Genomic DNA, 24114 nt, shown 5'->3' on the forward strand with positions numbered 1-24114 from the left:
TCGTTGTCGTATCGCGAGAGATCATAGAGAGATCTCAGAAGGTGGTGGAGAACATGGGGGCGACACACGGACACGGATCCGGACCCGATCTGCGCTGGGCGTTCACGGCCGCCGCGCTCGGAGCCAAGGCGGCCCAGGCCGCGGCGGCGCACCAGGGCCGCGGCTGCGGTCCCCGCGCCCACGGCGAGGGGCCGGGCTTCGGCTGGATGTTCGGCGGCGGACCCGGGCCCTGGGGACCGTCCGGCGACTGGGGACGCGGGCCGCAGGGGCGTCCGCCGTGGGCGCGCGGGCGCGGCGGCCCATGGGGCCGCGGGCCCAAGGCGCGCAAGGGCAACGTGCGCGCGGCCGTCCTCGCCCTGCTGGCCGAGGAGCCGCGCAACGGCTACCAGATCATCCAGGAGATCAACGAGCGCAGCGGCGGCGGCTGGAAGCCCAGCCCCGGCGCGATCTACCCGGCGTTGCAGCAGCTCGCCGACGAGGGGCTCATCGCCGGCGAGGAGAGCGGCGGGCGGCGCACCTTCCATCTCACCGGCGAGGGCCGCGCCTACGTCCAGGAGCACGCCGACGAGCTGACCGAGCCCTGGGCCGAGATGACGCCCGAGTTCGGCGAGGGCGTCCCCGAGCTGTTCAAGCAGGTGGCGCAGACCGGCGCCGCGGTCATGCAGATCGTGCACTCGGGGTCGGCCGACCAGGTCGCCCAGGCCAGGGACGTGCTCGCCGAGACCCGCCGCAGCCTCTACCGGATCCTCGCCGACGAGGACCCGGGCGCCGCGACCGCGGCGCCGGACGGCGGCCCGACCACCGACGACACCACCGAGGAGTAGAGGGATCATGGTGACCCGCCCCGACGACCTCCGCATCGGCGACGCCGAGCGGGACGCGGCGACCGCCGCGCTGCACGACCACTTCGCGGCGGGACGGCTCGACCGCGCGGAACTCGACCAGCGGCTCGGCGCCGCGCTGGGCGCCAAGACCCGGGGCGACCTACGCGGCGTCCTGCGGGACCTGCCGGGCCCGGACGTCCTCGCCGAGCCGTCCCCGATGTCGGCGACGCCGTTCGGGGCGGCGTTCGGCCCCGCGTACGGCCCGGCGGTCCGTGGGCCGTTCGGGCGTCCGGGCAGGGGGCCGTTCGGGCACCCGGCCCACTTCCACGGGCACGGGCACCCGGCGCGGCATCACGGGCACCACGCCCGGCACCACCCGTTTGCCGCGTTCCCGCTGCTGGTCGGGGTGTTCGTCTTCACCACGATCGCGGTGGGGCCGGGCGCGGCGGTCCTGACGGTGTTGCAGATCGCGATGCTGATCTGGATCGTCCGCGCGGTAATCCTGGCCGTCTCGGTGCGGCGCGCCCGCCGCGTCCGCTGACCGCACGGAACCATCTTGGGGGCGGCGCCCGCCATGGACCGTCCAACCGAATCGTGAAACCGTCGCGCACATGACCTCAGAGAGGTTCCTGTACCCGGTCTCGCCGGCGAACCGCCCCGACGAGGCCGGGCTGCGCGCCACGGTCGAGCGGCTCGCCCGCATCGAGCGCCCGCCCTGCTCGCCGGGCGAGCGCGAGGCGGCCCATCTCATCGCGGACCGGCTGCGGGGGCTCGGCGCCGCGGCGCGGGTCGAGGAGGTCCCGGCGTACGGGTCCTACGCCTGGCCGGTGGGGGCGCTGACCGGACTGGCCGTGCTGGCGGCCCTGGCCGGCGGGCGGTCCCGGCCGCTCGGCGCGCTCGGCGCGGCGGTCGCCGCCGCCGGGATCGCCGGCGACGCCGGGCCCGGCCGGCGGGTCGCCCGCGCCCTCCTGAGCAGGCGCCGGACGGCCTGCAACGTGGTCGCCGGGGTCGGCGACCGGTCGGCGCGGCGGACGCTGGTCGTCATCGCCCACCACGACGCGGCCCCGTCCGGACGGGTGTACGACCAGAGGCCGGTGCGCTGGGCGGCACGGCGCCTCCGGCTCCCCCGTCTCGCCGGACGGGCGGCGCCCTGCCCCCCGGTGTGGTGGCCGGTGCTGGCCGGTCCCGTCCTGGTCGCGCTCGGCGCCGCGACGGGGCTGACCTGGGTGCGGCGCGCGGGCGGCGCGCTGAGCGCGCTCGCCACCGCCGCGCTGGCCGACATCGGCGCCCGCCGGGCCGTCCCGGGCGCGAACGACGCTCTGAGCGGGGTGTCGGTACTGGTCGCCCTCGCCGAGGCCGCGCGGCGACGGCCGCTTTCGGGGCTGCGGGTGATCCTGCTGTCGGCGGGAGCCGAGGAGGCGTTGCAGGAGGGCGTCCGGGGCTTCGCCCGGCGGCACTTCCCCGACCTGGCGCACGACGCCACCTGGTTCCTCGATCTCCAGGCGCTCGGCTCGGGCGAGCTGGTGCTGCCCCGCACGCGGGGGCCGCTGCGGGGCGGCCCGTTCGACCCGGACCTCGGTGACCTGATCTCCCGCTGCGCCGCCGAGCAGGGCATCGGCCTCCAGCGCGTGCCCCGCCCGCGCGCCGACGGCGCCGCGACGGTGCCGGCCCGGCACGGCTACCCGGCCGCGTGCCTGGTCTCGGTCGACGAGCAGGGGCTGATCCCCCACTACCACCTGCCGAGCGACGTCCCCGAGCACGTCGACTACCGCTGCGTCGCCGACGCGGCGCAGCTCGCCGAGGCCGTCGCCCGCGCCCTCGCCGCCCGCTGACCCGATCCGCCGACCCGATCCGGTGACCCGGCCCGCCGTTCCGGCACCGATCAGACCGGGACGGGGGCCGGCGCCTGGGACGGGCGGACGCAGCGGTCGGGGATGACGTCGTTCAGGGCCCGCAGGCCGCGGGCGATGAGCGGGTTCTCGCGGCTGCCCCGGCGGACGCAGGTCAGGATGCGGCGGGTCGGCACCGACGGGCCGCTGAGCGGGATCCGCACCACCGGCTGGTCCTGCGGGCCGTCGGCCAGGCGCGGGACGAGGGAGACGCCGAGGCCGTTGGCCACCAGCGCCCAGATCGCCGACCAGCTCGTGGCGTCGTGCTCGACCCGCGGGGTGAAGCCGGCGGCGGCGCAGTGCGTCACCACCTGCTGGTGGTGGTCGCAGCTCTCGGGGGTGACGACGATCCACGGCTCGGCCGCGGCGTCCTCCAGGGCCACCCGGCTCGGCCTGGTCAGCGGGTGCCCGGCGGGGACCATGAGATCGAGCACCTCGGCGAGCAGCGGCTCGCGGTCGAACCGGGCGTCGCCCGGCGGCGGGGCGTCCAGGGTCGGCTCGATCACCGCGATGTCGGTCTCGCCCGCCAGCAGCAGGCCGAGGGCGACGCCGGTGTCGCACTCGCGCACCTGGAGGCTCAGGGCGGGGTCGGCGCGGCGCAGCAGCCCGGCGGCGGGCGCGACGAGCCCGCTGATCGCGGTGGTGAACCCGCACATGCGCAGCGGGCCGGTCTCGCCCGCGCGGTGCGACTCCAGGTCGGCGAGCGCCTCCTCCCAGCGGGCCAGCAGCGCGTCCGCGTGCTCGACGAGCAGCAGCGCCGCCGGGGTGAGCCGCACGTTGCGGCCCTGCGGTTCCAGCAGCGGGACCTTGAGCTCGCGGGCGAGTTCCCGCAGGTGGTGGGAGACCGCCGACGGCGTGAGGTGGAGGGCCGCCGCCGTCGCCGTGACCGTCCCGTACTGGTGCATCGCACGCAGCGTGTGCAGCCGCCGAAGGTCAATCATGTGACCATATTGCACGATCCGATGCGAAAACATGCAATGGACCGCGGGAGTCGAGTCGGCGCACACTGCTCTCATGACTCAAGCGAATCCCCTGCCGGCCTCGCACACCCGCGAGGCGCTGATCTCCCGCCACACCACCAGCGACGGCGTCGTCGTCTGGAGCCGCTGCGCCTGCGGGCGGCTCCGGATGGTCCGCGTCCCCTACAGCGCCGACGGCGAACGGCTCTCGGCGGCGGCCCGCACCCGGCCGTGCTCCCGGTGCGAGGGCTGACCGCCGCGTCCGCGCCCACCGCCGCGCCGTCCCGGTCAGCCGGACAGCGCGGCGGCCTCCGCGGCGAGCGCCTCAACCCGGTCCCAGTCACCGGCCTGGACGGCGTCCGCGGGAGTGAGCCAGGAGCCGCCGACGCAGGCGACGTTCGGCAGCGCCAGGTAGCCGGGCGCGTTGGCGGGGGTGATCCCGCCGGTCGGGCAGAAGCGGATCTGCGGCAGCGGCCCGTACAGGGACTTCAGCAGGCCGATCCCGCCGGACGCCTCGGCGGGGAAGCACTTCATGACCGTGACGCCGTGCTCCAGCAGCGCCATCGCCTCCGAGGCGCTCGACACGCCCGGCAGGAACGGCAGGCCGGTCGCCGCCATCCCCTCGCGGAGCGAGGCGGTGCAGCCGGGGCTGACCAGGAAGCGCGCCCCGGCGGCGGCGGACCGCTGGGCGTCCTCGGGCCGGACGACGGTGCCGGCGCCGACGACCGCGTCCGGAACCTCGGCGGCGATGCGCTCGATCGCCTCCAGCGCGGCGGAGGTGCGCAGGGTCACCTCGATGGCGGGCAGGCCGCCCGCGACCAGCGCGCGGGCGAGCGGGACGGCGGCGTCCGGGTCGTCGAGGACCACGACGGGGACGACCGGGGCGAGGGCGAGTACTTCTTCGGCGTTCATGCGGGCTCCAGTGCGGACGGGCTCTGCGCGAGCCGGACGGTGGCGCCGAGCAGGGCCGGGCCGGGATGGACGATGAGCGCGGTGGGAACGGCCCGCAGGTAGTCCTCGACGGGCGGCTTCCCCTCGAACCTGCCGCGGAACGCGCTCCCCCGCAGCACGTCGGCGATGCGGGGCAGGATACCGCCGCCGGGGTGGACGCCGCCGCGGGCACCCGGCGTGACCTCCGCGTTCCCGGCGGACGACCCGAGCAGCGCGGGCCGCGCGTCGGTGCCGCCGACCTCGGCGACGAGCCCGGGGCGCCCGGGAACGATCACGAGAAGACCCCGGCACCGCGCTCGGCGGGGCCGACGGCCGCGCGGAACGCGCCGAACAGCTCGCGGCCGGTGCCCGACCAGGCGTCCCGGCCGGCGGCGGCCCCGGCGGGCTCGCGGGCGGCGAACTCCTCGTCCGGGACCAGCACGTCGAGCAGGCCCTTGCCCGCGTCGAGCCGGATGACGTCGCCGTCGCGGACGCGGGCCAGCGGGCCTCCGGCGGCGGCCTCCGGCGAGACGTGGATGGCGGCGGGCACGGCGCCGGACGCCCCGGACATCCGCCCGTCGGTCACCAGCGCGACCCGGTGCCCCCGGTCTTGCAGGACCGACAGGGGCGGGGTGAGGCGGTGCAACTCGGGCATGCCGTTCGCCCGCGGCCCCTGGTAGCGGACGACCGCGACCACGTCGCGGTCGAGCTCCCCGGCCGCGAACGCCTCCTGCAAGGCCTCCTGCGACTCGAACACGCGCGCCGGGGCCTCGACCGTGCGGTGCTCCTCCCGCACGGCCGACACCTTCATCACGGCGCGGCCCAGGTTGCCGCGGACCGTGTGCAGCCCGCCGTGGGTGTCGAACGGCTCCTCCACCGGGCGCAGCACCCCGAGGTCGCCGGACTCCGGCGCGACGGGCCGCCACCCGATCCCGCCGCCGGTGAGCTCCGGGGTCTGACGGTAGGCGTTCAGGTCGTCCCCGCCGACGGTGCGGGCGTCGCCGTGCAGGAGCCCGGCGTCGAGCAGCTCGCCGATGAGGAACGCGGTGCCGCCCGCGGCGTGGAAGTGGTTCACGTCGGCGGTGCCGTTGGGGTAGAGGCGGGTGAGCAGCGGCGTGACGTCCGACAGCTCGTCGAAGTCGTCCCAGGTCAGCTCGAGGCCCGCGGCGGCGGCCATGGCGACCAGGTGCAGGGTGTGGTTGGTGGACCCGCCGGTGGCCAGCAGCGCGACGACGCCGTTGACGAACGCCCGCTCGTCCAGCATCTCCCCGATCGGGGTGTACCCCGCGCCGCTCAGGTCGGTCAGTTCGAGGACCCGGCGGCCGGCCGCGTCGGTGAGCGCGTCGCGCAGCCCGGTGCCCGGCGGGACGAAGCTCGCGCCGGGCAGGTGCAGGCCCATGACCTCCATGAGGAGCTGGTTGGAGTTGGCGGTGCCGTAGAACGTGCAGGTGCCCGCCGAGTGGTACGAGGCGGCCTCGGCGGCGAGCAGCTCGTCGCGGCCGATCTCGCCCGCCGCGAACCGCTTGCGGACCTTGGCCTTCTCCCCGTTGGGCAGCCCGGAGGCCATCGGCCCGGCCGGGACCAGGATGGCCGGCAGGTGCCCGAACGACAGCGCGCCGATCACCAGTCCCGGGACGATCTTGTCGCACACGCCGAGCAGCAGCGCCCCGTCGAACATGTCGTGCGACAGCGCGACCGCCGTCGCCATCGCGACCACGTCCCGGCTGAACAGCGACAGCTCCATCCCGGCGCGGCCCTGGGTGATGCCGTCGCACATGGCGGGCACGCCGCCGGCGAACTGGGCGGTGCCGCCCGCCGCCGCGATGGCCGCCTTCAGCCGGTCCGGGTAGTCCTTGAGCGGCTGGTGCGCCGACAGCATGTCGTTGTAGGCGGACACGATCGCGATGTTGGCCGTGGCGCTGCCCCTGAGCTGGAGTTTCTCGGTGGGGCCGCAGGCGGCGAAGCCGTGCGCGAGGTTGGCGCAGCCGAGGCCGCCGCGGGCGGGGCCGGCGGTCCGCGCGTCCCGGACGCGGCTCAGGTACGCGGCGCGGCGGTCCGCGCTGCGCTCGGCGACGCGCTCGGTCACGCGCGCCACGGCGGGGTGCGGGGAGATGGTCATCGGAACGCTCCAGACCGGGGAGGACGACAGAACGGAGAGGACGAAGCGGGCAGGCTATCGCGACATCGGCAAGCGCGACTCTCCTACTTATGAACTTTGAGTTACTAAAGTAGGGGGGTTACACCAAATCGACGTACTTAAGCATCGCATGCTTGACTTGCGGGATGCCACGCCGCCCCAGCACCCGCCCGTCCACCAGCGGCGATGTGCTGCGCCTCATCCGCGAGGACGGCGTCGCCACCCGCGCCGACCTCGGCCGGATCACCGGGCTGTCGCGTCCCGCCGTCGCGGCCCGGGTCACCGAGCTCGTCGCGCGCGGCCTGGTGACCGAACGCGCCGACGGCCCGTCCACCGGGGGCCGCCCCCCGGCCCGGCTGGCGTTCAACGCCGGCGGCGGCGCCGTCCTGGTCGCCAACCTCGGGCAGTCGCGCGGCCAGGTCGCCGTCAGCGACCTGGCCGGCACCCTCCTCGCCCACGCCGACGCGCCGCCCGCCGGCGCCTCCACCGGCCGGACGCTCCCCCGTCTGCTGGACCGGTGGGCCGAGCTGCTGGAGTCGGCCGGCATCGACCCCGGCACGGTCCGCGGCGCCGGCCTCGGTGTGCCCAACGCCGTCGAGCACGCCCCCGGCCGGTGGGACGGCGTGGAGATCGGCCCGCCGATCACCGCCCGCTTCGGCGTCCCCGCCTACCTCGACAACGAGGTCAACGCCGCCGCGCTCGGCGAGCACCAGGCCCACCCCGGCGTCGACGACCTGATGTTCGTGAAGGTCTCCACCGGGATCGGCGCGGGCCTGATCGCGGGCGGCCGGATCCAGCGCGGCGCGCTCGGCGCCGCCGGCGAGATCGGCCACGTCCCCGTCCGCGACGGGGGCGGCACCCCGTGCCGCTGCGGCAACCTCGACTGCGTCGAGGCGATCGCGGGCAGCGCCGCGCTGCTGGCCCGGTCGCCCGCGGACGATCTGCCCGGCCTCGCCGCCCTCACCCGCGCGGGCGACGCCGCCACCGTCGCCCTCGTCCGGGACGCGGGGCGCCGCATCGGCGAGGTCGTCGCCACCGCCGTCAACCTGCTCAACCCCGCCGTGGTCGTCCTCGGCGGCGACCTCACCGCCGGCGAGCCGCTGATCGCGGGCGTCCGCGAGGTCGTCTACCGGCGCTCCACCGCCCTGGCCACCCGCAGCCTGCGGATCGAGCCGAGCCGGCTCGGCGAGTCGGCCGGCCTCACCGGCTGCGCCGCCATGGTCCTGGACCAGATCCTCGCCCCCGAGGCCATCGACGCGTCCCCGATCTAGGGCCTGTCTCAAAGCGCCTCGGCCGCCGCGCGAGCGCGTTACCTGGCCGGTGGGGCGAAGCCGGAGGCGAGCCCCACCGGCCAGATCGCGAAGCGATGCAGCGCTCGCCCAAGCACGGTCGGCGTCCGAGCCGCCAGGCGAGGACACCGGGCCGGGCTTTGAAACACAGCCTAGTCCTGGTCGATCTCCCGCACCCGGCCGTCCTCGACGCGCAGGCGCCGCGTGGTGCGGACGGCCTCCAGCATCCGGCGGTCGTGGGTGACCAGCAGGAGCGTGCCGGGATAGGAGTCGAGCGCCGACTCGAGCTGCTCGATCGCCGGGAGGTCGAGGTGGTTGGTCGGCTCGTCCAGCACGAGCAGGTTCACGCCCTTGGCCTGGAGCAGGGCGAGCGCCGCGCGGGTCCGCTCCCCCGGCGACAGGCCGGCGGCGGGACGCAGCACGTGGTCGGCGCGGAGCCCGAACTTGGCGAGCAGGGTGCGGACGTCGGCGGGCGCGAGGTCGGGGACAGCGGCTCCGAACGCCTCCAGCAGGACCTCCTCGCCCAGGAACAGCCCGCGCGCCTGGTCGACCTCGCCGACGATCACGCCGGGGCCGAGCGCCGCGTGCCCGGCGTCCGGGGCGACCCGGCCGAGCAGCACGGCGAGCAGCGTGGTCTTCCCGGCGCCGTTGGCACCGGTGATCGCGACCCGCTCGGCCCAGCCGACCTCGAGGTCGACCGGCCCGAGCTCGAACCCGCCGCGGCGGACGACCGCGCCCCGCAGCGTCGCCACCACCGCGCCGGAACGCGGCGCGGCGGCGATCTCCATCCGCAGCTCCCACTCCTTGCGCGGTTCGTCCACGGTCTCCAGCCGCTCGATGGCCCGCTCGGTCTGGCGGGCCTTGGCGGCCTGCTTCTCGCTGGCCTCGGACCGGAACTTGCGGCCGATCTTGTCGTTGTCGGCCGCCTTGCGGCGGGCGTTCTTGACGCCCTTGTCCATCCAGGCCCGCTGGGTGCGCCCGCGCTCCTGCAAGGTGGACAGCCTGCCGGCGTACTCCTCGTACTCGTCCCGCGCGTGCCGCCTGGCCACCTCGCGCTCGGCGATGTAGGCGCCGTAGCCGCCGCCGTAGGTGTTCACCTGGTGCTGGGCCAGGTCGAGCTCCAGCACCCGGGTCACCGTCCTGGTCAGGAACTCGCGGTCGTGGCTCACCAGCACCGTCCCGGCGCGCAGCCCGGTCACGAACCGCTCCAGCCGGTCCAGGCCGTCGAGGTCGAGGTCGTTGGTGGGCTCGTCCAGCAGGAACACGTCGTACCGGCTCAGCAGCAGCGAGGCGAGCCCGGCCCGCGCCGCCTGGCCGCCCGAGAGCGCGGTCATCGGCTGCCGCAGGTCGACCGCGAGACCGAGGTCGGCCGCGACCTCCCCGGCCCGGTCCTCCAGATCGGCGCCGCCCAGCGCGAGCCACCGTTCGAGCGCCGCGGCGTAGGCGTCGTCCGCGCCGTCCGCGCCCGCGACGAGGCCCTCGGTGGCCGAGTCCAGGTCCGCCTGCGCCCGCGCCACCCCGGTGCGCCGCGCCAGGAACCCCTCGACCGTCTCGCCCGCCCGCCGCTCCGGCTCCTGCGGCAGGTAGCCGACGGCCGCCGACGCGGGGCTGAGCTGGACGAGCCCCTCCTCCGGCGCGTCCAGCCCGGCCAGCAGCCTGAGCAGGGTCGACTTCCCGGCCCCGTTGGCCCCCACCAGCCCGACGACGTCGCCGGGCGCGACGACGAGGTCGAGCCCGGAGAACAGCATCCGGTCACCGTGCCCGGCGGCGAGATCCTTCACGACAAGAGTGGCGCTCATCCCCGAACGCTATCCGTCCCGGATGGGCGGTGCCCCCGCCGGCGCCGGCGGGCCCGTGGTCGGGGCGGTGGCGATCGTCCAGGAGACTTGTGGGTCAGGGTGGGGTTAAGTCCACCCCATGCACTGGGCTCAGCCTTCCGTGGGACGCGGGCTGGGCCCAGTGCGCGGAGGGACGGGGGCGCTCAGGCTGGTGTTCGCCGGATCGGGAGCGACGGACGCGGAGGACGGGATGGCGAACGGGGTGCTCCGCTTGCGCGGGGCGAACGGAGTGCTGCGGTCGGCGCGGCCACTGGCGTTCGAGGTGGCGTCGCTGCTGATTCTCTTCGCCGCCTACAAGTGGGGGCGGACGCTGGTCGAGGGCGGCGTCGGGGACGCGATGGCGAACGCGTCCCGGCTGTGGGATCTGGAGCGGGCGGCGCGGCTGCCCGGCGAGGGCGCGTTGCAGAGCTGGGTGCTGGGCTGGGATCACGCGGCGCTCCTGGCGAACCTCTACTACGTGGGGGTGCACTTCCCGGGGACGGCGCTGCTGCTCATCTGGCTGTACACGCGGCATCGCGACGCCTACCGGCGGGTGCGGACGGAGCTGGTGGTGCTCACCGCGGCGGGGCTGGGCGTGCAGATGCTGTTCCCGCTCGCGCCGCCCCGGCTGGCGGGGCTGGGCATGGTCGACACCATGCAGACCGTGGGTCCGTCGGCGTATCCGCAGGTGGCCGATGGGATCGCCAACCAGTACGCGGCGATGCCGTCGCTGCACATCGGCTGGGCGCTGCTGGTCGCGGTGACGGTGCTGCGGGTGTCGCGGAGCCGCTGGCGCTGGGCCGTCGCCCTGCACGCCCCGGTCACCGTGCTCGTCGTGGTCGTCACCGCCAACCACTACTGGCTGGACGGCCTGGTCGCCGCGGTCCTCTTCGGGTTCGCGGCGGCGCTCACCGCCATCGTCGTCCGGCGGCCTGCGGGGGCCCGCCCGGCGATGGTGGCGGCGACGGTCACGGTGCCGGTGGCGCGGCCCGTGGCCGCCCCGCTGGTCCCGGCGCCGCGGGAGGCGCCGGCGGAGCCTGAGGCGGCCCGGGTGCCGGTGCTCACGCCTTCGCGCTGAAAGAGTGGCGCCGTGCGCGGACGGGCAGGGACAGGGCATGGACGACGGGTACCTGCTGCCGATGGGCACCACCGCCGACGAGCGCGGGCACCGGGTGGCCCTGCTGCCCGTCGGCAGCTTCGAGCAGCACGGGCCGTTCCTCCCGCTGGCGACCGACACCGTCATCGCCTGCACCATCGCGCGGGAGATCGCGGCCGTCCATCCGGTCCGGGTGCTGCCGCCGGTGACGGTCTCCTGCTCGCATGAGCACGCGGCCTGGCCCGGGACGGTGAGCATCTCGGCGCGGACGCTCGACGCGATCGTGCGGGACATCGCCGGTTCGGTCGCCCCGGCCGGGCTCGTCCTGGTCAACGGGCACGGCGGGAACTACGTGCTGGGCAACGTCGTGCAGGAGGCCGGTGGCGGCATGGCGCTCTTCCCCGGCGTCCAGGACTGGGACGCGGCGCTGGGCGCGGCGGGCGTCCAGACCCCGGCCGACAGCGACATGCACGCCGGGGAGCTGGAGACGTCCATCCTGCTGCACGCCCATCCGGCGCTGGTGAGGCCCGGGTACGAGTCGGCCGACCATCTGGCGGACGACCGCCGGCACCTGCTCACGCTCGGGCTCGCGCCGTACACCGGGTCGGGCGTCGTCGGCCGGCCGTCGCTCGCCTCGGCCCGCAAGGGCCGGGACCTCCTCGCGGAGCTGGTCGCGTCGTTCGGCGGGCTCCTGGCCGTCCTGGACGGGGCGGCGCCCGGCCGGTAGCGCGGCCGGCGGGGTCATCCGTTCGCGCCGTCGAGGTGGCCGAGATGGGGCAGGTCGTGCCCGAGCCGGTCGCGCTTGGCGAGCAGGTAGCGGGCGTTGTCGTCGGTGGCCGGGACGAGGAGCGGGACCCGTTCGGCCACGTCGATCCCGTGCGAGCGGAGCGCGCTGACCTTGTCCGGGTTGTTCGACAGCAGCCGCACCGACCGGACGCCGAGGTAGGCCAGGACGCGGGCGGCCGGGCCGTAGTCCCGGACGTCCACGGGCAGGCCGAGCGCGGTGGCCGAGTCGACGGTGTCGAGTCCCTGCTCGTCCTGGAGGATGTGCGAGCGGACCTTGGCCACCAGGCCGATCCCGCGCCCCTCGTGCCCGCGCAGGTACACCAGGACGCCGCCGCCCGCGTCGACGATGGCGTCCAGGGAGGCGCCGAGCTGGTCGCCGCACTCGCAGCGCGTCGCGGCGAACACGTCGCCGGTGAGGCACTCGGAGTGCATCCGGACCAGCACGCCCTCGCGCGCCCTCGCCTCGCCCATGACGAGGGCGAGATGCTCCTGCCCGTCCGTCCGGTCCCGGAACGCGACCGCCCGGAAGGTGCCGCGGCGGGTGACCAGATCGGCCTCCGCGACGTCGTCGTGAGCCATGCCCCGATCGCGCATCGTCCCCCCTCTTCCCCGCGCGCCTCGGGCGTGCGGGCCGTCCGTCCCCCTGGTACGCGCGGTCGCGCCGGACGGCAGGGGATTCCTTCCCCGCACCCGGTGCCGGAATCGAAGCGGGGCCGCGGGATGGGGGTGGTCGGCGTCCAGCCGCTCGGCCATGCCGTCGGGAGGTCTCATCGGTCGGCGCTCCTTCGCCGGACGCAGTACAGCAGGTCTTCGACACGGGTCCGGTCGGGCTCGGCCGGCAGCGGGCTGCGGGCCAGGGCCTCGTTCATCCCGGTGGTCAGCACGCCGCGCCAGGCGTCGACCTCGTCCCAGCCGACCTCGCCGCGGCGGACGGCGAGCAGGCGGTCGCGCTCGTCGCCGACGTCGAGCTTCGGGACGCCGTGCTCGACCAGGTGCCGGCCGCTGATCAGCAGCCGCAGCAGGTGCATCGCGTGCTTCCAGCGGGGCGCGCCCTGGTTGCGCACGTCGCCCTCGAGCTTGCGGAACTGGCCGTCGGCGTAGCGCAGGAACGTGCGGTGCGCGTGCCGGGACAGGAAGGCCGTGCGGATGGACAGCAGTTCCTCGCCGTCCGGCGTCACCCGCTCGACGAGCGGCGACCACAGGCACTCCACGACGGTCGGGTTGGCGGCCAGCGCGAGCTGGAGGAAGCGCTCGAGCTCCCAGGAGAACTGCTCGGGCAGCGGCCCGTCCAGATGCGTGGGCGGCTTGTCGAAACGCCAGTACAGCGCGGTCGGGGCGGCGAAGACGCCGCGGCGGTCGACGTCACTGCCGCCGGTCGCCAGCCCGTAGGCGCGCGAGCCGACGACGACCGACAGGATCGTGTGCTCGCGGACGAGGTCGAGGGTCACGGGAGCAGCCTGACGCAGCGGGCGCCCGGAGGCCACTCCTTTCGCGGCCGATGACGGCGGGACGCGGACTTGCTGAAACTTTCTGCAAACCATTTACGATCCTGCAACTCGTTGCTACCGTCGCCGCACCACCCCCCACATCGGTACATGCGGGACACCTTCCCCGGGGCGTTCCGCGAAGGAGGTCCCATGCGGAGCATCTCCCCGGCCGGCGGCGCCGTCCTCGGCCTCACCCTCGCCCTCCCCCTCGCGCTGACGGCCTGCGGCGGCGATGGCGGCACCGGCGGCGGCAAGGGCGCCGCCCTCGACGGGCGCGGGCCGATCACGTTCGTCACGGGCAAGGATCGCTCGGGCTACCTGCAAGAGCAGGTGGACGGCTGGAACTCCGGCCACCCGGACGAGAAGGTGCGGATCATCGAGCTGCCGGACGAGCCCAACGACCAGCGCCAGCAGATGATCCAGAACGCCACCACCAAGTCCGACGCCTACGCGGTGCTGAACCTCGACGTCGTCTGGACGGCCGAGTTCGCCGCCAACCGCTGGCTGGCCCCGCTGCCCAAGGACCGGGTCGACCTGGCCGAGATGCTCCCCGCCACCATCGCGACCGGGCAGTACCGCGGCAGGCTCTACGCGGTGCCCTCGACCTCCGACGCCGGGATCCTCTACTACCGCAAGGACCTGCTCGACGGGGCCGGCGTCTCCGCGCCCCCGAAGACCTGGGCCGAGATGTGGGCCGCGTGCGACAAGGTGAAGAAGACGCCCGCGGGGAAGGGCGTCGACTGCTACTTCACCGAGGTCAACAAGACCGAGAGCATCACCATCAGCGCGGTCGAGGCCATCGCCAGCTCCGGCGGCTCGGTCCTCGGCCCCGACGGGAGGCCGTCGCTGACCACGCCGCAGGCCGCCAAGGGCCTGGAGTTCCTGGTGAACGCCCGCAAGGACGGGCGGATGCCCAAGGCCGCCGTCACCCTCGACACCGAGGGCGGGCGCCGCTACTTCCAGTCCGGCAAGCTGCTGTTCCAGCGGCAGTGGCCCTACCAGTACGCGATGGCCGACCAGAAGGACGGCTCGTCCAAGGTGGCGGGCAGGTTCGCCGTCGCGCCGCTGCCCGGCCCGGACGGCCCCGGCGTCGCCAACCTCGGCGGGCACAACCTGGCGATCTCCCAGTTCGCCGCGAACAAGGCCAGCTCCCTCGACTTCATCAGGTACCTGACCGGCGAGCCGTCGCAGCGGGCGAACCTGCTCGCCACCTCGCAGGCGCCGACGCTCGCCGCGCTGTACGACGACCCGGCGATGGTGGCGAAGTTCCCCTACCTGCCGGTGCTCAAGACGGCGATCGCCGGCGCGAAGCCCCGTCCGGTGGTGGTCAGGTACGGCGACGTCACGGCGGCGATCCAGGGCTCGGTGTACGACGCGGTGACCGGCAGGACCCCCATCGATCAGGCGCTGTCCGGCCTCCAGGGCAAGCTCGGCCCGCTCACCGCACCGTGATCCGCCAGCAAGATCCACAAGCTGCCCGAAACCCGGAAGACTGACCGACATGACGACGACGTACGACGCAAAGCGGACGGCGGCGCCACCGGCAGCGCGCCGGCCGCCCGAGAAACGGCGCGACGTGCAGGGCACCAGGCGGCTCGCGGCCATGCTCCTGTCCCCGACCCTGCTGGTGCTCGGCCTGGTCATCGGCTACCCCGTCCTCGCCGGGTTCCGCGAATCGCTGTTCACCAAGGGCCAGGGCCTGGACGCCGACGGGTTCGTGGTCGAGGGCGAGCGGTTCGTCGGCCTGGACAACTACACCGCGATCTTCTCCGGCGAGCGCGCCGACGCGTTCTGGAACGCCTTCTCCAACACCACCCTGTTCACCGTGACCACGGTGCTGCTGGAGACCGTGCTCGGCGTCGGGATGGCGCTGATCATGAACCAGGCGTTCCGCGGCCGGGCGCTCGTGCGGGCCAGCATCCTGGTGCCGTGGGCGATCCCGACCGCGATCTCCGGGCTGCTGTGGCGCTGGATCTTCCAGGCCGACGGCGCCGCCAACGCGTTGCTGCGGCAGCAGATCCTGTGGACCGCGGACGGCTTCCCGGCCCGGCTCGCGGTGATCATCGCCGAGGTGTGGAAGACCTCGCCGTTCATCGGGCTGCTGGTACTGGCCGGACTCCAGATGATCCCGCGCGAGGTGCACGAGGCCGCGCAGGTGGACGGCGCCGGACCGGTCCAGCGGTTCTGCCGGATCACTCTCCCGCTGGTGCGGCCCGCGCTGCTGGTGGCGGTGCTGTTCCGGATGCTCGACGTGCTGCGGATGTTCGACCTGCCCGCGGTGCTGATCGGGGTCAACCAGCGGTCGGTGGAGACGCTCACGATGATCTCCTGGTTCGAGGCGTCCAACCTGCGGTACGGGTCGGCGGCGGCGTACGCGACCGTGCTGTTCGTGTACATCGCCCTGATCGCCTACCTGTTCGTCAAGCTGCTCGGCGCCGACATCATCGGCGCGGCCCGGCAGCGGACCAGACGCCCCCGCGCCGTGCGGGGCAAGCGCACCGGAAAGGCGGCCGCATGACCCGGCGCGCACTGCCCTACCTGGGGTTCACGGTGGTCGCGCTCTACTGCCTGGCGCCGTTCTACTGGATGGTCGTGTCGGCCTTCCGGCGCCCGCAGGACCAGTTCGACAACGCCCCCGTCCCGCTCCAGTGGTCGATGGAGAACTTCAACGCGGTGTTCTCCGGCGACAACGGCTTCGGCCGGGCGCTGCTCAACAGCATCGTCGTCGCGGGCGTCACCACCGTGCTGACGCTGGTCATCGGCACCTTCACCGCCTACGCGCTGGCCAGGCTGGATTTCCGGTTCAAGAACGCGGTGCTCGGGATCATCGTCGCCACCTCGATGTTCCCCGGGATCTCCCAGCTCGTCCCGCTGCTCAAGCTGTTCACCGAGATCACGTGGATCAACACCTACCAGGCGATGGTGCTGCCCAGCCTCGGGTTCGCGCTGCCGCTGTCGGTGTGGCTGCTGACCACCTTCTTCCGGCAGCTCCCGTTCGAGCTGGAGCAGGCCGCGATGGTGGACGGCTGCACCCGCGGCCAGGCGTTCCGCAAGATCATCGTGCCGCTGGCCGCGCCCGGGGTGTTCACCACCGCGATCCTGACCTTCATCGCGGCCTGGAACGAGTTCCTGATCGCGCTGTCGATGGTGAACAAGAAGGAGATGCAGACCGCCACCGTGGCGATCTCCAAGTTCACCGGCGTCTCCGGCTTCGACCAGCCCTTCGGCACCCAGATGGCGGCGGGGGTCGTGGTGACCGTCCCGCTCATCGTCGTGGTGCTGGTCTTCCAGCGCCGCATCGTCGCCGGGCTCACCGCCGGCGGCGTGAAGTGACCCCGCGTGCCGCGGGGCGGCGCCGGAGCCGTCCCGCGGCACGCGCACCCCTCCCTCCTCGACGCGAAGGACTCCGATGACGCAGGACATCCACGGCGCCTCCGCAGCCGCAGCCGCCGGCACCGGCACCGGCGGCTGGTGGCGGAACGCGGTGATCTACCAGGTGTACGTGCGCAGCTTCGCCGACGGCAACGGCGACGGCGTGGGCGACCTGCCCGGCGTCCGGGACCGCCTGCCCTACCTGGCCGGGCTCGGCGTGGACGCGCTGTGGATCACCCCGTTCTACCGCTCCCCGATGGCCGACTTCGGCTACGACGTGGCCGACTACCGCGAGGTCGACCCGCGGTTCGGCACGCTGGACGACGCGCGGGCGCTGATCGCCGACGCGCACGCGCACGGCCTGCGGATCATCCTCGACCTGGTGCCCAACCACACCTCGGACGCGCACGCCTGGTTCCGCGCCGCGCTGGCCGCCGCGCCCGGCTCCCCCGAGCGCGCCCGGTACCTCTTCCGCGACGGCCGCGGCGCCGGCGGCGCCGAGCCGCCGAACGACTGGGAGTCGGTGTTCGGCGGCCCCGCCTGGACCCGGATCCCGGGCGGCCAGTGGTACCTGCACCTGTTCGACCCCGCCCAGCCCGACCTCAACTGGAACGACGCGGCGGTCCGGGCCGAGTTCGAGGCCGTCCTGCGGTTCTGGCTCGACCTCGGCGCGGACGGCTTCCGGATCGACGTCGCGCACGGCATGGTCAAGGCCGCCGGGCTCCCCGACGTCGGGCGGGCGGGCCAGACCCGGATGCTCGGCACCGCTGTGCTGCCCTACTTCGACCAGGACGGCGTGCACGAGATCCACCGGTCCTGGCGGGCGCTGCTCGACACCTACGCCGGCGAGCGGATCGGGGTCGCCGAGGCGTGGGCGCCGACCGCCGAGCGGCTCGCCCGCTACACCCGCCCGGACGAGCTGCACCAGGCGTTCAACTTCCACTACCTCACCGCCCCGTGGGACGCGCACGGGATGCGCGCGGTCATCGAGGAGTCGCTCCGCACCGCCGCCGCGGTCTCGGCCCCCGCGACCTGGGTGCTGTCGAACCACGACGTCCAGCGGCACGTCACCCGGTACGGCGGCGGCGCCGAGGGCCTGCGCCGGGCCCGCGCCGCCGCCCTGCTGACGCTGGCGCTGCCCGGTTCGGCCTACGTCTACCAGGGCGAGGAACTGGGCCTGCCCGAGGTCCTCGACCTGCCCGCGGAGGTCCTCCAGGATCCGCAGCGCCGCCGCGGCGAGGGCGAGGGCCGCGACGGCTGCCGCGTCCCGCTGCCGTGGTCGGGCGAGGAGCCTCCGTTCGGCTTCGGGACCGGCGGGACGACCTGGCTGCCGATCCCGCCCGCGTGGCGCGACCGCACCGTCGCCGCGCAGGACGCCGACCCGGACTCGACGCTCGCCCTCTACCGGAACGCGCTGCGCGTCCGCCGCGGGCACCCCGCGCTCGGCGACGGCCCGCTGCGCTGGCTGGTGGGCCCGCCCGGCACGCTGATGTTCGTCCGCGAGCCCGGCGGCCCGGACGGCGCCGGCGGTGCGGGCACCCCGGCGGGCCGGTCCGTCGGGTGCGCTGTGAACATGGGAGACCGGACCGTCCAGATCGCCGCGTTCGGTGCGCCGCTGCTGGCCAGCGGGCCCGTGCGCGCGGCCGGCGGACGCATCGAACTGGCCCCGGGCACCGCGGTCTGGTGGGAGGTGGCTTAATGGCGATGACGACGCGCCTGGCGGACATCGCGGCGCACGCCGGGGTGAGCGAGGCGACGGTGAGCCGGGTGCTCAACGGCAAGCAGGGCGTGTCCCCGACGACCCGGCAGGCGGTGCTGACCGCCCTGGACGTGCTCGGGTACGAGCGCCCGGCCCGGCTGCGGCAGCGGCGGGCCGGGCTGATCGGGCTGATCATCCCGGAGCTGACCAACCCGATCTTCCCCGCCTTCGCCGAGATCATCGAGAGCGCGCTCGCCCGGCACGGCTACATGGCGGTGCTGTGCTCGCAGACGCCGGGCGGCGTCGCCGAGGACGACTACATCGAGATGCTGCTCGAACGCGGCGTCGCCGGGATCATCTTCGTCAACGGGCTGCACGCCAACGCCCGGTCCGACCGGGCCCGCTACGCGCGGCTGCTCGAACGGGCGCTGCCGCTGGTGCTGGTGAACGGCTTCCGCGCCGACATCGACGCCCCGTTCATCTCCAACGACGACGTGGCCTCAATGGAGTCGGCGGTCGCGCACCTGGCCTCGCTCGGCCACCGGCGGATCGGGCTGGCGATCGGGCAGGACGTGTACGTGCCCACCCGCCGCAAGACCGAGGGGTTCCGCCGGGGGATGGCCGAGCACACCGGCACCACCGTCCTCGACGAGCTGATCGTCAACACGATGTACACGGTGGAGGGCGGCTACGCGGCGGCGCAGCGGCTCTTCGACCAGGGCTGCACCGCGCTGTGCTGCGGCAACGACATCATGGCGCTCGGCGCCATAAGAGCCGCCAGGCAGCGCGGCCTGCGGGTGCCGCGGGACGTGTCGGTGGTCGGGTTCGACGACTCGCCGCTGACCGCCTACCTCGACCCGCCGCTCACCACGATCCGGCAATCGGTGCGGGAGATGTCGCTGGCCGCGGTGAGCACCGTCCTGGACGAGATCCGCGGCGCCCGCGCGCCCCGCACCGAGCTGCTCTACCGGCCGGAACTGGTCGTCCGGAACTCCACCGCGCCCGCTCCCGCGGACGCTCCGGCGGACGCCCTCAGGTAACGGTTGCGTTTCGACGCATTGACAGTGACCCGGGTCACGGTCTTTCCTTCGTGGGAGCGCTCCCACATCTGGACCACACGATCTGAGAGGGGTCCGCCATGAGGGCCACCATGCGACGCGGGCTGAGCACGGCGATGGCGGCGGTGCTCGTCGGCGTCCTCGCCGCCGCCTGCGGAGGCGACGGCGACGGCAGCGGCTCCGGCCCGGTCGAGCTGACCGTCGACGTCTTCGGCGAGTTCGGCTACGACCAGCTCTACAAGCAGTACGAGGCGTCCCACCCGAACGTCAAGATCAGGCAGCGCAAGGTCTCCACGCTGGACGACTACAAGCCGCGGCTCCAGCAGTGGATCGCCACCAACAGCGGCGCGGGCGACGTGGTCGGGCTGGAGGAGGGCATCCTGCCCACCTACATGCAGCAGAAGGGCAAGTTCCTCAACCTGTTCGACTACGGCGGCCGGAGCCTCCAGCAGAACTTCCTGCCGTGGAAGTGGCAGATGGGCGTCAGCCCCGACGGCGAGCAGCTCGTGGGCCTCGGCACCGACATCGGACCGCTCGGCATGTGCTACCGCAAGGACCTGTTCAAGAAGGCCGGGCTGCCGACCGCGCGCGAGGAGGTGTCCAAGCTCTGGCCCACCTGGGACGACTTCCTCTCCACCGGGCAGCGGTACCAGGAGAAGCAGCCCAGGACCAGGTGGCTGGACGGGCCGACCGCGGTGCTGCGCGCCACCGTGCTCCAGAACGCCGGCGCCGGGCCCGGCTACAGCTTCTTCGACAAGGACGACAAACTCGTCTTCGACACCAACCCGGCGGTCCGGACGGCGTTCGACACCGCGCTGAAGTTCGAGCGGTCGGGCCTGACCTCGGACATGTCGATCTTCACGCCGCCGTGGCAGACCGCGCTGAAGCGCGACACCTTCGCCACCGTGCCGTGCCCGTCCTGGATGCTCGGCGGCATCGAGGAGTTCTCCGGCGACTACGGCAAGGGCAAGTGGGACGTGGCGACCGTCCCGGGCGGCGGCGGCTACTGGGGCGGCTCGTGGCTGGCGGTGCCCAAGCAGACCAAGCACCCGAAGGAGGCCGCCGAGCTGGCCACGTTCCTGTCCGGGCCGCAGGGTCAGACCGGCGCGTTCAAGGACAAGAACACCTTCCCGTCGTCGCCGCAGGCCGCCCAGGATCCGGCGGTGGCCGGCCACAAGAGCGCCTACTTCAGCGACGCCCCCACCGGGAAGATCTTCGGGGAGATGGCCGCGCAGGTGAAGCCGGTGCACCTCGGCCCGAAGAACGAGGACGTCCGGCAGGCCGTCGAGAACGTCCTGATCGCCGTCGGCCAGGGCAAGGTCAAGCCCGACGAGGCCTGGACCAAGGCCGTCGAGGCGGCCCGGAAGTCCGCCAGGTAACCCCACCTCCCCCACCGAACCGCGGCGCGCCGTCCACCGGAGATCCGGTCCGGACGGCCCGCCGCGGGTCGGCGCACCGAAAGGAGGCGCATGAGCGTCGATCTGCGCCCCGCGGGCCATCAGGCCCCGGCGCCCGCGCCCGTCCCCGCCGGGCGGGCGTGGCGGCGCCGGCTCGCCCGGCTGGACCTCAAGACCGCGCCGTACGTGTTCATCTCGCCGTTCTACCTGGTCTTCCTGATCTTCGGCGGGTTCCCGCTCGTCTACACGCTCTGGGTGTCGCTGCACGACTGGGGCCTCGCCTCGGGGACGCGCGACTGGGTCGGCCTGGAGAACTACCGGTACCTGCTGGGCGACGCCGACTTCTGGCACGCCGTCGTCAACACCCTCGGCATCTTCGTCGTCTCGACCGTCCCGCAGCTAATGCTGGCCCTGCTGGCCGCCAACGCGCTGAACCGGCGGATGCGGATGCCGACGCTGTTCCGGATCGGGATGGTCGCCCCGCTGGTCACCTCGACCGCCGCCGTCGCGATCGTGTTCACCCAGCTCTTCGACCGCGACTGGGGAATGGTCAACTGGGCGCTCGGCCTGGTCGGCGGCGGGCACATCGACTGGCAGGCGAGCCGCGGCTGGTCCTGGCTGGCCATCGCGACGATGGTCGACTGGCGGTGGACCGGCTACAACGCGCTGATCTACCTGGCCGCGATGCAGGCGATCCCGCGCGACCTGTACGAGGCGGCGGCGATCGACGGCGCCTCCCGGATCCGGCAGTTCTGGCAGATCACGGTGCCGATGCTGCGCCCGACGATCATCTTCACGGTGATCATCTCCACCATCGGCGGGCTCCAGCTTTTCACCGAGCCGGTGCTGTTCGGGGTGGGGACCACCAACCGGATGGACGGCGGCTCGCTGCACCAGTTCCAGACGATCACGATGTACATGTTCGACAACGCCTTCGGCCACGACCGGTACGGCTACGGAGCCACCGTCGCGTGGGCGCTGTTCCTGCTGATCATCGTCTTCTCGCTGGTCAACTTCCTGGCCGTGCGCCGTACGGGAGGCACCGCATGACCACGCTCATCTCCCGGGCGAGGCCGGACCGCGCGGCGCGGCCGGGCCGGTTCCGCGGGCTCTGGAACGCCGGCCCGCTCACCTACCTGACGCTGGTCGCCGCGCTCGCGCTGTCGGTCTTCCCGATCTACTGGATGATCGTCGTGGCGACCCGGACCAACGACGTGGTCGCCGACGTGCCGCCGCCGCTGCTGCCCGGCGGGCACGTGGGCGGGAACGTCGGACGGCTGTTCGACAACCCCGACGCCTACTTCGCCAAGGGGCTGCTCAACTCGGCGATCGCGTCCACCGCGGTCACCGTCTCGACGGTCTTCTTCGCCTCGCTGGCCGGGTTCGCGTTCGCCAAGCTGCGCTTCCGGGGGCGCGGCGCGCTGCTGCTCAGCATCATCGCCACGATGATGATCCCGGTGCAGATGGGCATCATCCCGCTCTACATGATCATGGTGAGGCTGGGCTGGCAGAACCAGCTCCAGGCGGTGATCGTCCCGTTCCTGGTGACCGGGTTCGGCGTGTTCATGATGCGGCAGTACGCCGACCAGGCCGTCCCGGACGAGCTGATCGAGGCGGCGCGGGTCGACGGCTGCACCACCTTCGGGGTGTTCTGGCGGGTGGTGCTGCCCGCCCTGCGGCCGGCCGCCGGCGTGCTCGGGCTGTTCACGTTCATGCAGACCTGGAACGAGTTCATGTGGCCGCTCGCGGTGCTCAACCCGGAGAACCCGACCGTGCAGCTGTCGATCAACAACCTGGCGAACGCCTACTTCAAGGACTACACGCTCATGTTCGCCGGCACCACCGTGGCGATCCTGCCCCTGCTCGTGGTGTTCATCGTGTTCGGCCGTCAGATCATCGGCGGCATCATGGAAGGTGCGATCAAGGCTTGACCTCTCTCAACGACATCACACAGCAGGCCGGCCGCGACGCCGCCCCCGCCGTCCCGTTCCCGGCCGGGTTCCGCTGGGGCGCCGCCACCGCCGCGTACCAGGTCGAGGGCGCGGCGGCCGAGGACGGGCGCGGCCCGTCGGTGTGGGACACCTTCTGCCGCACGCCCGGCAAGGTGCTCGGCGGCGACACCGGCGACGTGGCCGCCGACCACTACCACCGGTTCGGCGAGGACGTGGGGCTGATGTCCGGGATCGGGCTGAACGCCTACCGGTTCTCGATCTCCTGGCCCCGCGTCCAGCCGGACGGCTCGGGCGCCTTCAACCAGGCCGGGCTCGACTTCTACCGGCGGCTGGCCGACGCGCTGCTCGAAGCGGGCGTCGAGCCGTGGCCGACGCTCTACCACTGGGACCTGCCGCAGCCGCTGGAGGACGCGGGCGGCTGGCCCGAGCGCGACACCGCGCACCGGTTCGCCGACTACGCGGCCGGGGTCCACGCGGCGCTCGGCGACCGGGTCCGGCACTGGACGACGGTGAACGAGCCGTGGTGCGCGGCGTTCCTCGGCTACGCCTCCGGCGAGCACGCGCCGGGGCGGCGCGAGCCCGCCGGGTCGCTGATGGCCGCGCACCACCTGCTGCTCGGCCACGGCCTGGCCGTCCACGCGATGCGCGACCGCCTCCCGGGCAACCGGTTCGGCGCGGCCGTCAACCTGTACGCGGTGTCCCCGGCGACGGACGACGAGGCGGACGCGGACGCGGCCCGGCGGATCGACGGCCTGCAGAACCGGCTGTTCCTGGACCCGCTGCTGAACGGCCGCTACCCCGAGGACGTCCTCGCCGACCTCGCACCGCACGGCTTCGCGCCGGACCCGGCCGACCTGCCCGTCATCAACCAGCCGCTCGACCAGCTCGGCGTCAACTACTACACGCGGCACACCGTCTCGGGCCGACCGGGCGAGGCGACGCAGGCGGTCTCCTCGCCGTTCTCCGCGCACTCGCCGTGGGTCGGCAGCGAGTCGGTGCGGTTCGTGACCAGGGGCCGGCCGGTCACCGGGATGGGCTGGGAGATCGACGACCGGGGCCTGCACGAGGTGCTGACCAGGCTGCACCGCGAGTACCCGGCCGTCCCGCTGTACATCACCGAGAACGGCGCCGGCTACGACGAGACGCCGGACGGTGGCACGGTCCACGACGCGGGCCGCATCGCCTATCTCGACGCGCATCTGCGCGCGTGCCACGACGCGATCTCCGACGGCGTCCCGCTCCGAGGATACTTCACGTGGTCGCTGCTGGATAATTTCGAATGGGCGTGGGGGTACTCCAAGCGCTTCGGGCTGGTCCGGGTCGACTACGCGACGCAGCGCCGCACGCCGAAGGACAGCGCGCGGTGGTACGCGGCGGTGATCCGGCGGGGCGGCCTGCCGGACGCGGGCTGAGACGACGATG

General features: G+C 73.8%; 23 protein-coding genes. 16 read left to right on the plus strand and 7 right to left on the minus strand.

Translation table 11 applies throughout. The annotated features are described in order from the left end of the window. Positions 1–53: 53 nt before the first annotated feature. The 3 genes from QP090_RS22235 to QP090_RS22245 all read left to right on the plus strand — a co-directional run bounded on the left by QP090_RS22235 (position 54) and on the right by QP090_RS22245 (position 2656). The gene (locus tag QP090_RS22235; protein ID WP_285941056.1) at positions 54–824 is read left to right on the plus strand and encodes a PadR family transcriptional regulator; all 771 of its coding nucleotides are present in this window, start codon (positions 54–56) and stop codon (positions 822–824) included. Between the two features lie 7 nt (positions 825–831). Continuing rightward, complete coding sequence (locus QP090_RS22240; RefSeq protein WP_285941057.1) at positions 832–1365, plus strand: DUF1707 SHOCT-like domain-containing protein; 534 nt, start codon at positions 832–834, stop codon at positions 1363–1365. A 70-nt stretch (positions 1366–1435) separates the two neighbouring features. Beyond that, positions 1436–2656, plus strand: a complete 1221-nt coding sequence (locus tag QP090_RS22245; protein ID WP_285941058.1) for a M28 family peptidase — start codon at positions 1436–1438, stop codon at positions 2654–2656. Between the two features lie 50 nt (positions 2657–2706). On the opposite strand, the gene QP090_RS22250 is transcribed toward QP090_RS22245, so the two are convergent. Beyond that, positions 2707–3654, minus strand: coding sequence for a LysR family transcriptional regulator (locus QP090_RS22250; protein WP_285941059.1), 948 nt, complete (start codon positions 3652–3654; stop codon positions 2707–2709). A gap of 73 nt (positions 3655–3727) precedes the next feature. On the opposite strand from QP090_RS22250, the gene QP090_RS22255 reads away from it, so the two are divergent. After that, on the plus strand, positions 3728–3925 hold the full coding sequence (locus tag QP090_RS22255; RefSeq protein WP_285941060.1) for a hypothetical protein: 198 nt from the start codon (positions 3728–3730) through the stop codon (positions 3923–3925). 35 nt (positions 3926–3960) lie between these two features. On the opposite strand, the gene eda is transcribed toward QP090_RS22255, so the two are convergent. From eda to edd, 3 genes are read right to left on the minus strand one after another with little or no spacing between them, the layout of a single operon-like run. Then, the gene (gene eda / locus QP090_RS22260) at positions 3961–4584 is read right to left on the minus strand and encodes a bifunctional 4-hydroxy-2-oxoglutarate aldolase/2-dehydro-3-deoxy-phosphogluconate aldolase (protein ID WP_285941061.1); all 624 of its coding nucleotides are present in this window, start codon (positions 4582–4584) and stop codon (positions 3961–3963) included. Further along, positions 4581–4898 carry a glucokinase gene (locus tag QP090_RS22265; RefSeq protein WP_285941062.1) on the minus strand — a complete coding sequence of 106 codons (318 nt, stop codon included), beginning with the start codon at positions 4896–4898 and terminating at the stop codon, positions 4581–4583. The genes eda and QP090_RS22265 overlap by 4 nt, the downstream gene beginning before the upstream one ends. Next, positions 4895–6721, minus strand: a complete 1827-nt coding sequence (gene edd / locus QP090_RS22270) for a phosphogluconate dehydratase (protein WP_285941063.1) — start codon at positions 6719–6721, stop codon at positions 4895–4897. The genes QP090_RS22265 and edd overlap by 4 nt, the downstream gene beginning before the upstream one ends. A gap of 164 nt (positions 6722–6885) precedes the next feature. Here edd and QP090_RS22275 point away from each other — a divergent pair, with 164 nt between their 5' ends. Further along, positions 6886–8010, plus strand: a complete 1125-nt coding sequence (locus QP090_RS22275; protein ID WP_285941064.1) for an ROK family transcriptional regulator — start codon at positions 6886–6888, stop codon at positions 8008–8010. A 170-nt stretch (positions 8011–8180) separates the two neighbouring features. Here the strand turns inward: QP090_RS22275 and QP090_RS22280 are convergent, their stop codons facing one another. After that, positions 8181–9827 (minus strand): ABC-F family ATP-binding cassette domain-containing protein, encoded by a 1647-nt coding sequence (locus QP090_RS22280; RefSeq protein WP_285941066.1) that lies wholly within the window; start codon positions 9825–9827, stop codon positions 8181–8183. Between the two features lie 160 nt (positions 9828–9987). Here QP090_RS22280 and QP090_RS22285 point away from each other — a divergent pair, with 160 nt between their 5' ends. Further along, positions 9988–10923, plus strand: a complete 936-nt coding sequence (locus QP090_RS22285) for a phosphatase PAP2 family protein (protein WP_285941068.1) — start codon at positions 9988–9990, stop codon at positions 10921–10923. Between the two features lie 37 nt (positions 10924–10960). Continuing rightward, on the plus strand, positions 10961–11668 hold the full coding sequence (locus tag QP090_RS22290; RefSeq protein WP_285941069.1) for a creatininase family protein: 708 nt from the start codon (positions 10961–10963) through the stop codon (positions 11666–11668). Between the two features lie 14 nt (positions 11669–11682). Here the strand turns inward: QP090_RS22290 and QP090_RS22295 are convergent, their stop codons facing one another. Further along, positions 11683–12306, minus strand: coding sequence for a GTP cyclohydrolase II (locus QP090_RS22295; RefSeq protein WP_432763066.1), 624 nt, complete (start codon positions 12304–12306; stop codon positions 11683–11685). Between the two features lie 188 nt (positions 12307–12494). Further along, positions 12495–13175 (minus strand): nucleotidyltransferase domain-containing protein, encoded by a 681-nt coding sequence (locus QP090_RS22300; protein ID WP_285941071.1) that lies wholly within the window; start codon positions 13173–13175, stop codon positions 12495–12497. A 189-nt stretch (positions 13176–13364) separates the two neighbouring features. On the opposite strand from QP090_RS22300, the gene QP090_RS22305 reads away from it, so the two are divergent. From QP090_RS22305 to QP090_RS22345, 9 genes are all read left to right on the plus strand, one after another. Continuing rightward, positions 13365–14666, plus strand: a complete 1302-nt coding sequence (locus QP090_RS22305; RefSeq protein ID WP_285941072.1) for an ABC transporter substrate-binding protein — start codon at positions 13365–13367, stop codon at positions 14664–14666. Between the two features lie 49 nt (positions 14667–14715). Beyond that, positions 14716–15732: a carbohydrate ABC transporter permease gene (locus tag QP090_RS22310; RefSeq protein ID WP_285941073.1), complete on the plus strand. Its 1017-nt coding sequence runs from the start codon at positions 14716–14718 to the stop codon at positions 15730–15732. Continuing rightward, positions 15729–16547 (plus strand): carbohydrate ABC transporter permease, encoded by an 819-nt coding sequence (locus tag QP090_RS22315; RefSeq protein WP_285941074.1) that lies wholly within the window; start codon positions 15729–15731, stop codon positions 16545–16547. Before QP090_RS22310 ends, QP090_RS22315 begins: the two co-directional genes overlap by 4 nt. A 76-nt stretch (positions 16548–16623) precedes the next feature. Then, positions 16624–18285: a glycoside hydrolase family 13 protein gene (locus tag QP090_RS22320; RefSeq protein ID WP_285941075.1), complete on the plus strand. Its 1662-nt coding sequence runs from the start codon at positions 16624–16626 to the stop codon at positions 18283–18285. A 5-nt stretch (positions 18286–18290) separates the two neighbouring features. Then, positions 18291–19325: a LacI family DNA-binding transcriptional regulator gene (locus QP090_RS22325; protein ID WP_285941401.1), complete on the plus strand. Its 1035-nt coding sequence runs from the start codon at positions 18291–18293 to the stop codon at positions 19323–19325. A 98-nt stretch (positions 19326–19423) separates the two neighbouring features. Beyond that, entirely contained in the window at positions 19424–20722 is a 1299-nt protein-coding gene (locus QP090_RS22330; RefSeq protein WP_285941077.1) for an ABC transporter substrate-binding protein, read from the plus strand. Between the two features lie 90 nt (positions 20723–20812). Then, positions 20813–21790, plus strand: a complete 978-nt coding sequence (locus tag QP090_RS22335; RefSeq protein ID WP_285941078.1) for a carbohydrate ABC transporter permease — start codon at positions 20813–20815, stop codon at positions 21788–21790. Beyond that, the gene (locus tag QP090_RS22340) at positions 21787–22671 is read left to right on the plus strand and encodes a carbohydrate ABC transporter permease (RefSeq protein ID WP_285941079.1); all 885 of its coding nucleotides are present in this window, start codon (positions 21787–21789) and stop codon (positions 22669–22671) included. The genes QP090_RS22335 and QP090_RS22340 overlap by 4 nt, the downstream gene beginning before the upstream one ends. Beyond that, entirely contained in the window at positions 22668–24104 is a 1437-nt protein-coding gene (locus QP090_RS22345; RefSeq protein ID WP_285941081.1) for a GH1 family beta-glucosidase, read from the plus strand. The genes QP090_RS22340 and QP090_RS22345 overlap by 4 nt, the downstream gene beginning before the upstream one ends. Positions 24105–24114: the final 10 nt, after the last annotated feature.

It is taken from the genome of Actinomadura xylanilytica, from assembly GCF_030283145.1.
Classification (GTDB): Bacteria; Actinomycetota; Actinomycetes; order Streptosporangiales; family Streptosporangiaceae; genus Spirillospora; species Spirillospora xylanilytica.

Excerpts from the sequence above, each read along its gene's own strand:
- QP090_RS22330 (WP_285941077.1), top strand. The coding sequence starts at position 19,424 with ATGAGGGCCACCATGCGACGCGGGCTGAGCACGGCGATGGCGGCGGTG.
- QP090_RS22310 (WP_285941073.1), top strand. The coding sequence starts at position 14,716 with ATGACGACGACGTACGACGCAAAGCGGACGGCGGCGCCACCGGCAGCG.
- eda (WP_285941061.1), bottom strand. The coding sequence starts at position 4,584 with ATGAACGCCGAAGAAGTACTCGCCCTCGCCCCGGTCGTCCCCGTCGTG.
- QP090_RS22335 (WP_285941078.1), top strand. The coding sequence starts at position 20,813 with ATGAGCGTCGATCTGCGCCCCGCGGGCCATCAGGCCCCGGCGCCCGCG.
- QP090_RS22255 (WP_285941060.1), top strand. The coding sequence starts at position 3,728 with ATGACTCAAGCGAATCCCCTGCCGGCCTCGCACACCCGCGAGGCGCTG.
- QP090_RS22235 (WP_285941056.1), top strand. The coding sequence starts at position 54 with ATGGGGGCGACACACGGACACGGATCCGGACCCGATCTGCGCTGGGCG.
- edd (WP_285941063.1), bottom strand. The coding sequence starts at position 6,721 with ATGACCATCTCCCCGCACCCCGCCGTGGCGCGCGTGACCGAGCGCGTC.
- QP090_RS22315 (WP_285941074.1), top strand. The coding sequence starts at position 15,729 with ATGACCCGGCGCGCACTGCCCTACCTGGGGTTCACGGTGGTCGCGCTC.
- QP090_RS22325 (WP_285941401.1), top strand. The coding sequence starts at position 18,291 with ATGACGACGCGCCTGGCGGACATCGCGGCGCACGCCGGGGTGAGCGAG.
- QP090_RS22340 (WP_285941079.1), top strand. The coding sequence starts at position 21,787 with ATGACCACGCTCATCTCCCGGGCGAGGCCGGACCGCGCGGCGCGGCCG.
- QP090_RS22295 (WP_432763066.1), bottom strand. The coding sequence starts at position 12,306 with ATGGCTCACGACGACGTCGCGGAGGCCGATCTGGTCACCCGCCGCGGC.
- QP090_RS22240 (WP_285941057.1), top strand. The coding sequence starts at position 832 with ATGGTGACCCGCCCCGACGACCTCCGCATCGGCGACGCCGAGCGGGAC.
- QP090_RS22250 (WP_285941059.1), bottom strand. The coding sequence starts at position 3,654 with ATGATTGACCTTCGGCGGCTGCACACGCTGCGTGCGATGCACCAGTAC.
- QP090_RS22275 (WP_285941064.1), top strand. The coding sequence starts at position 6,886 with ATGCCACGCCGCCCCAGCACCCGCCCGTCCACCAGCGGCGATGTGCTG.
- QP090_RS22305 (WP_285941072.1), top strand. The coding sequence starts at position 13,365 with ATGCGGAGCATCTCCCCGGCCGGCGGCGCCGTCCTCGGCCTCACCCTC.
- QP090_RS22245 (WP_285941058.1), top strand. The coding sequence starts at position 1,436 with ATGACCTCAGAGAGGTTCCTGTACCCGGTCTCGCCGGCGAACCGCCCC.
- QP090_RS22320 (WP_285941075.1), top strand. The coding sequence starts at position 16,624 with ATGACGCAGGACATCCACGGCGCCTCCGCAGCCGCAGCCGCCGGCACC.
- QP090_RS22280 (WP_285941066.1), bottom strand. The coding sequence starts at position 9,827 with ATGAGCGCCACTCTTGTCGTGAAGGATCTCGCCGCCGGGCACGGTGAC.
- QP090_RS22290 (WP_285941069.1), top strand. The coding sequence starts at position 10,961 with ATGGACGACGGGTACCTGCTGCCGATGGGCACCACCGCCGACGAGCGC.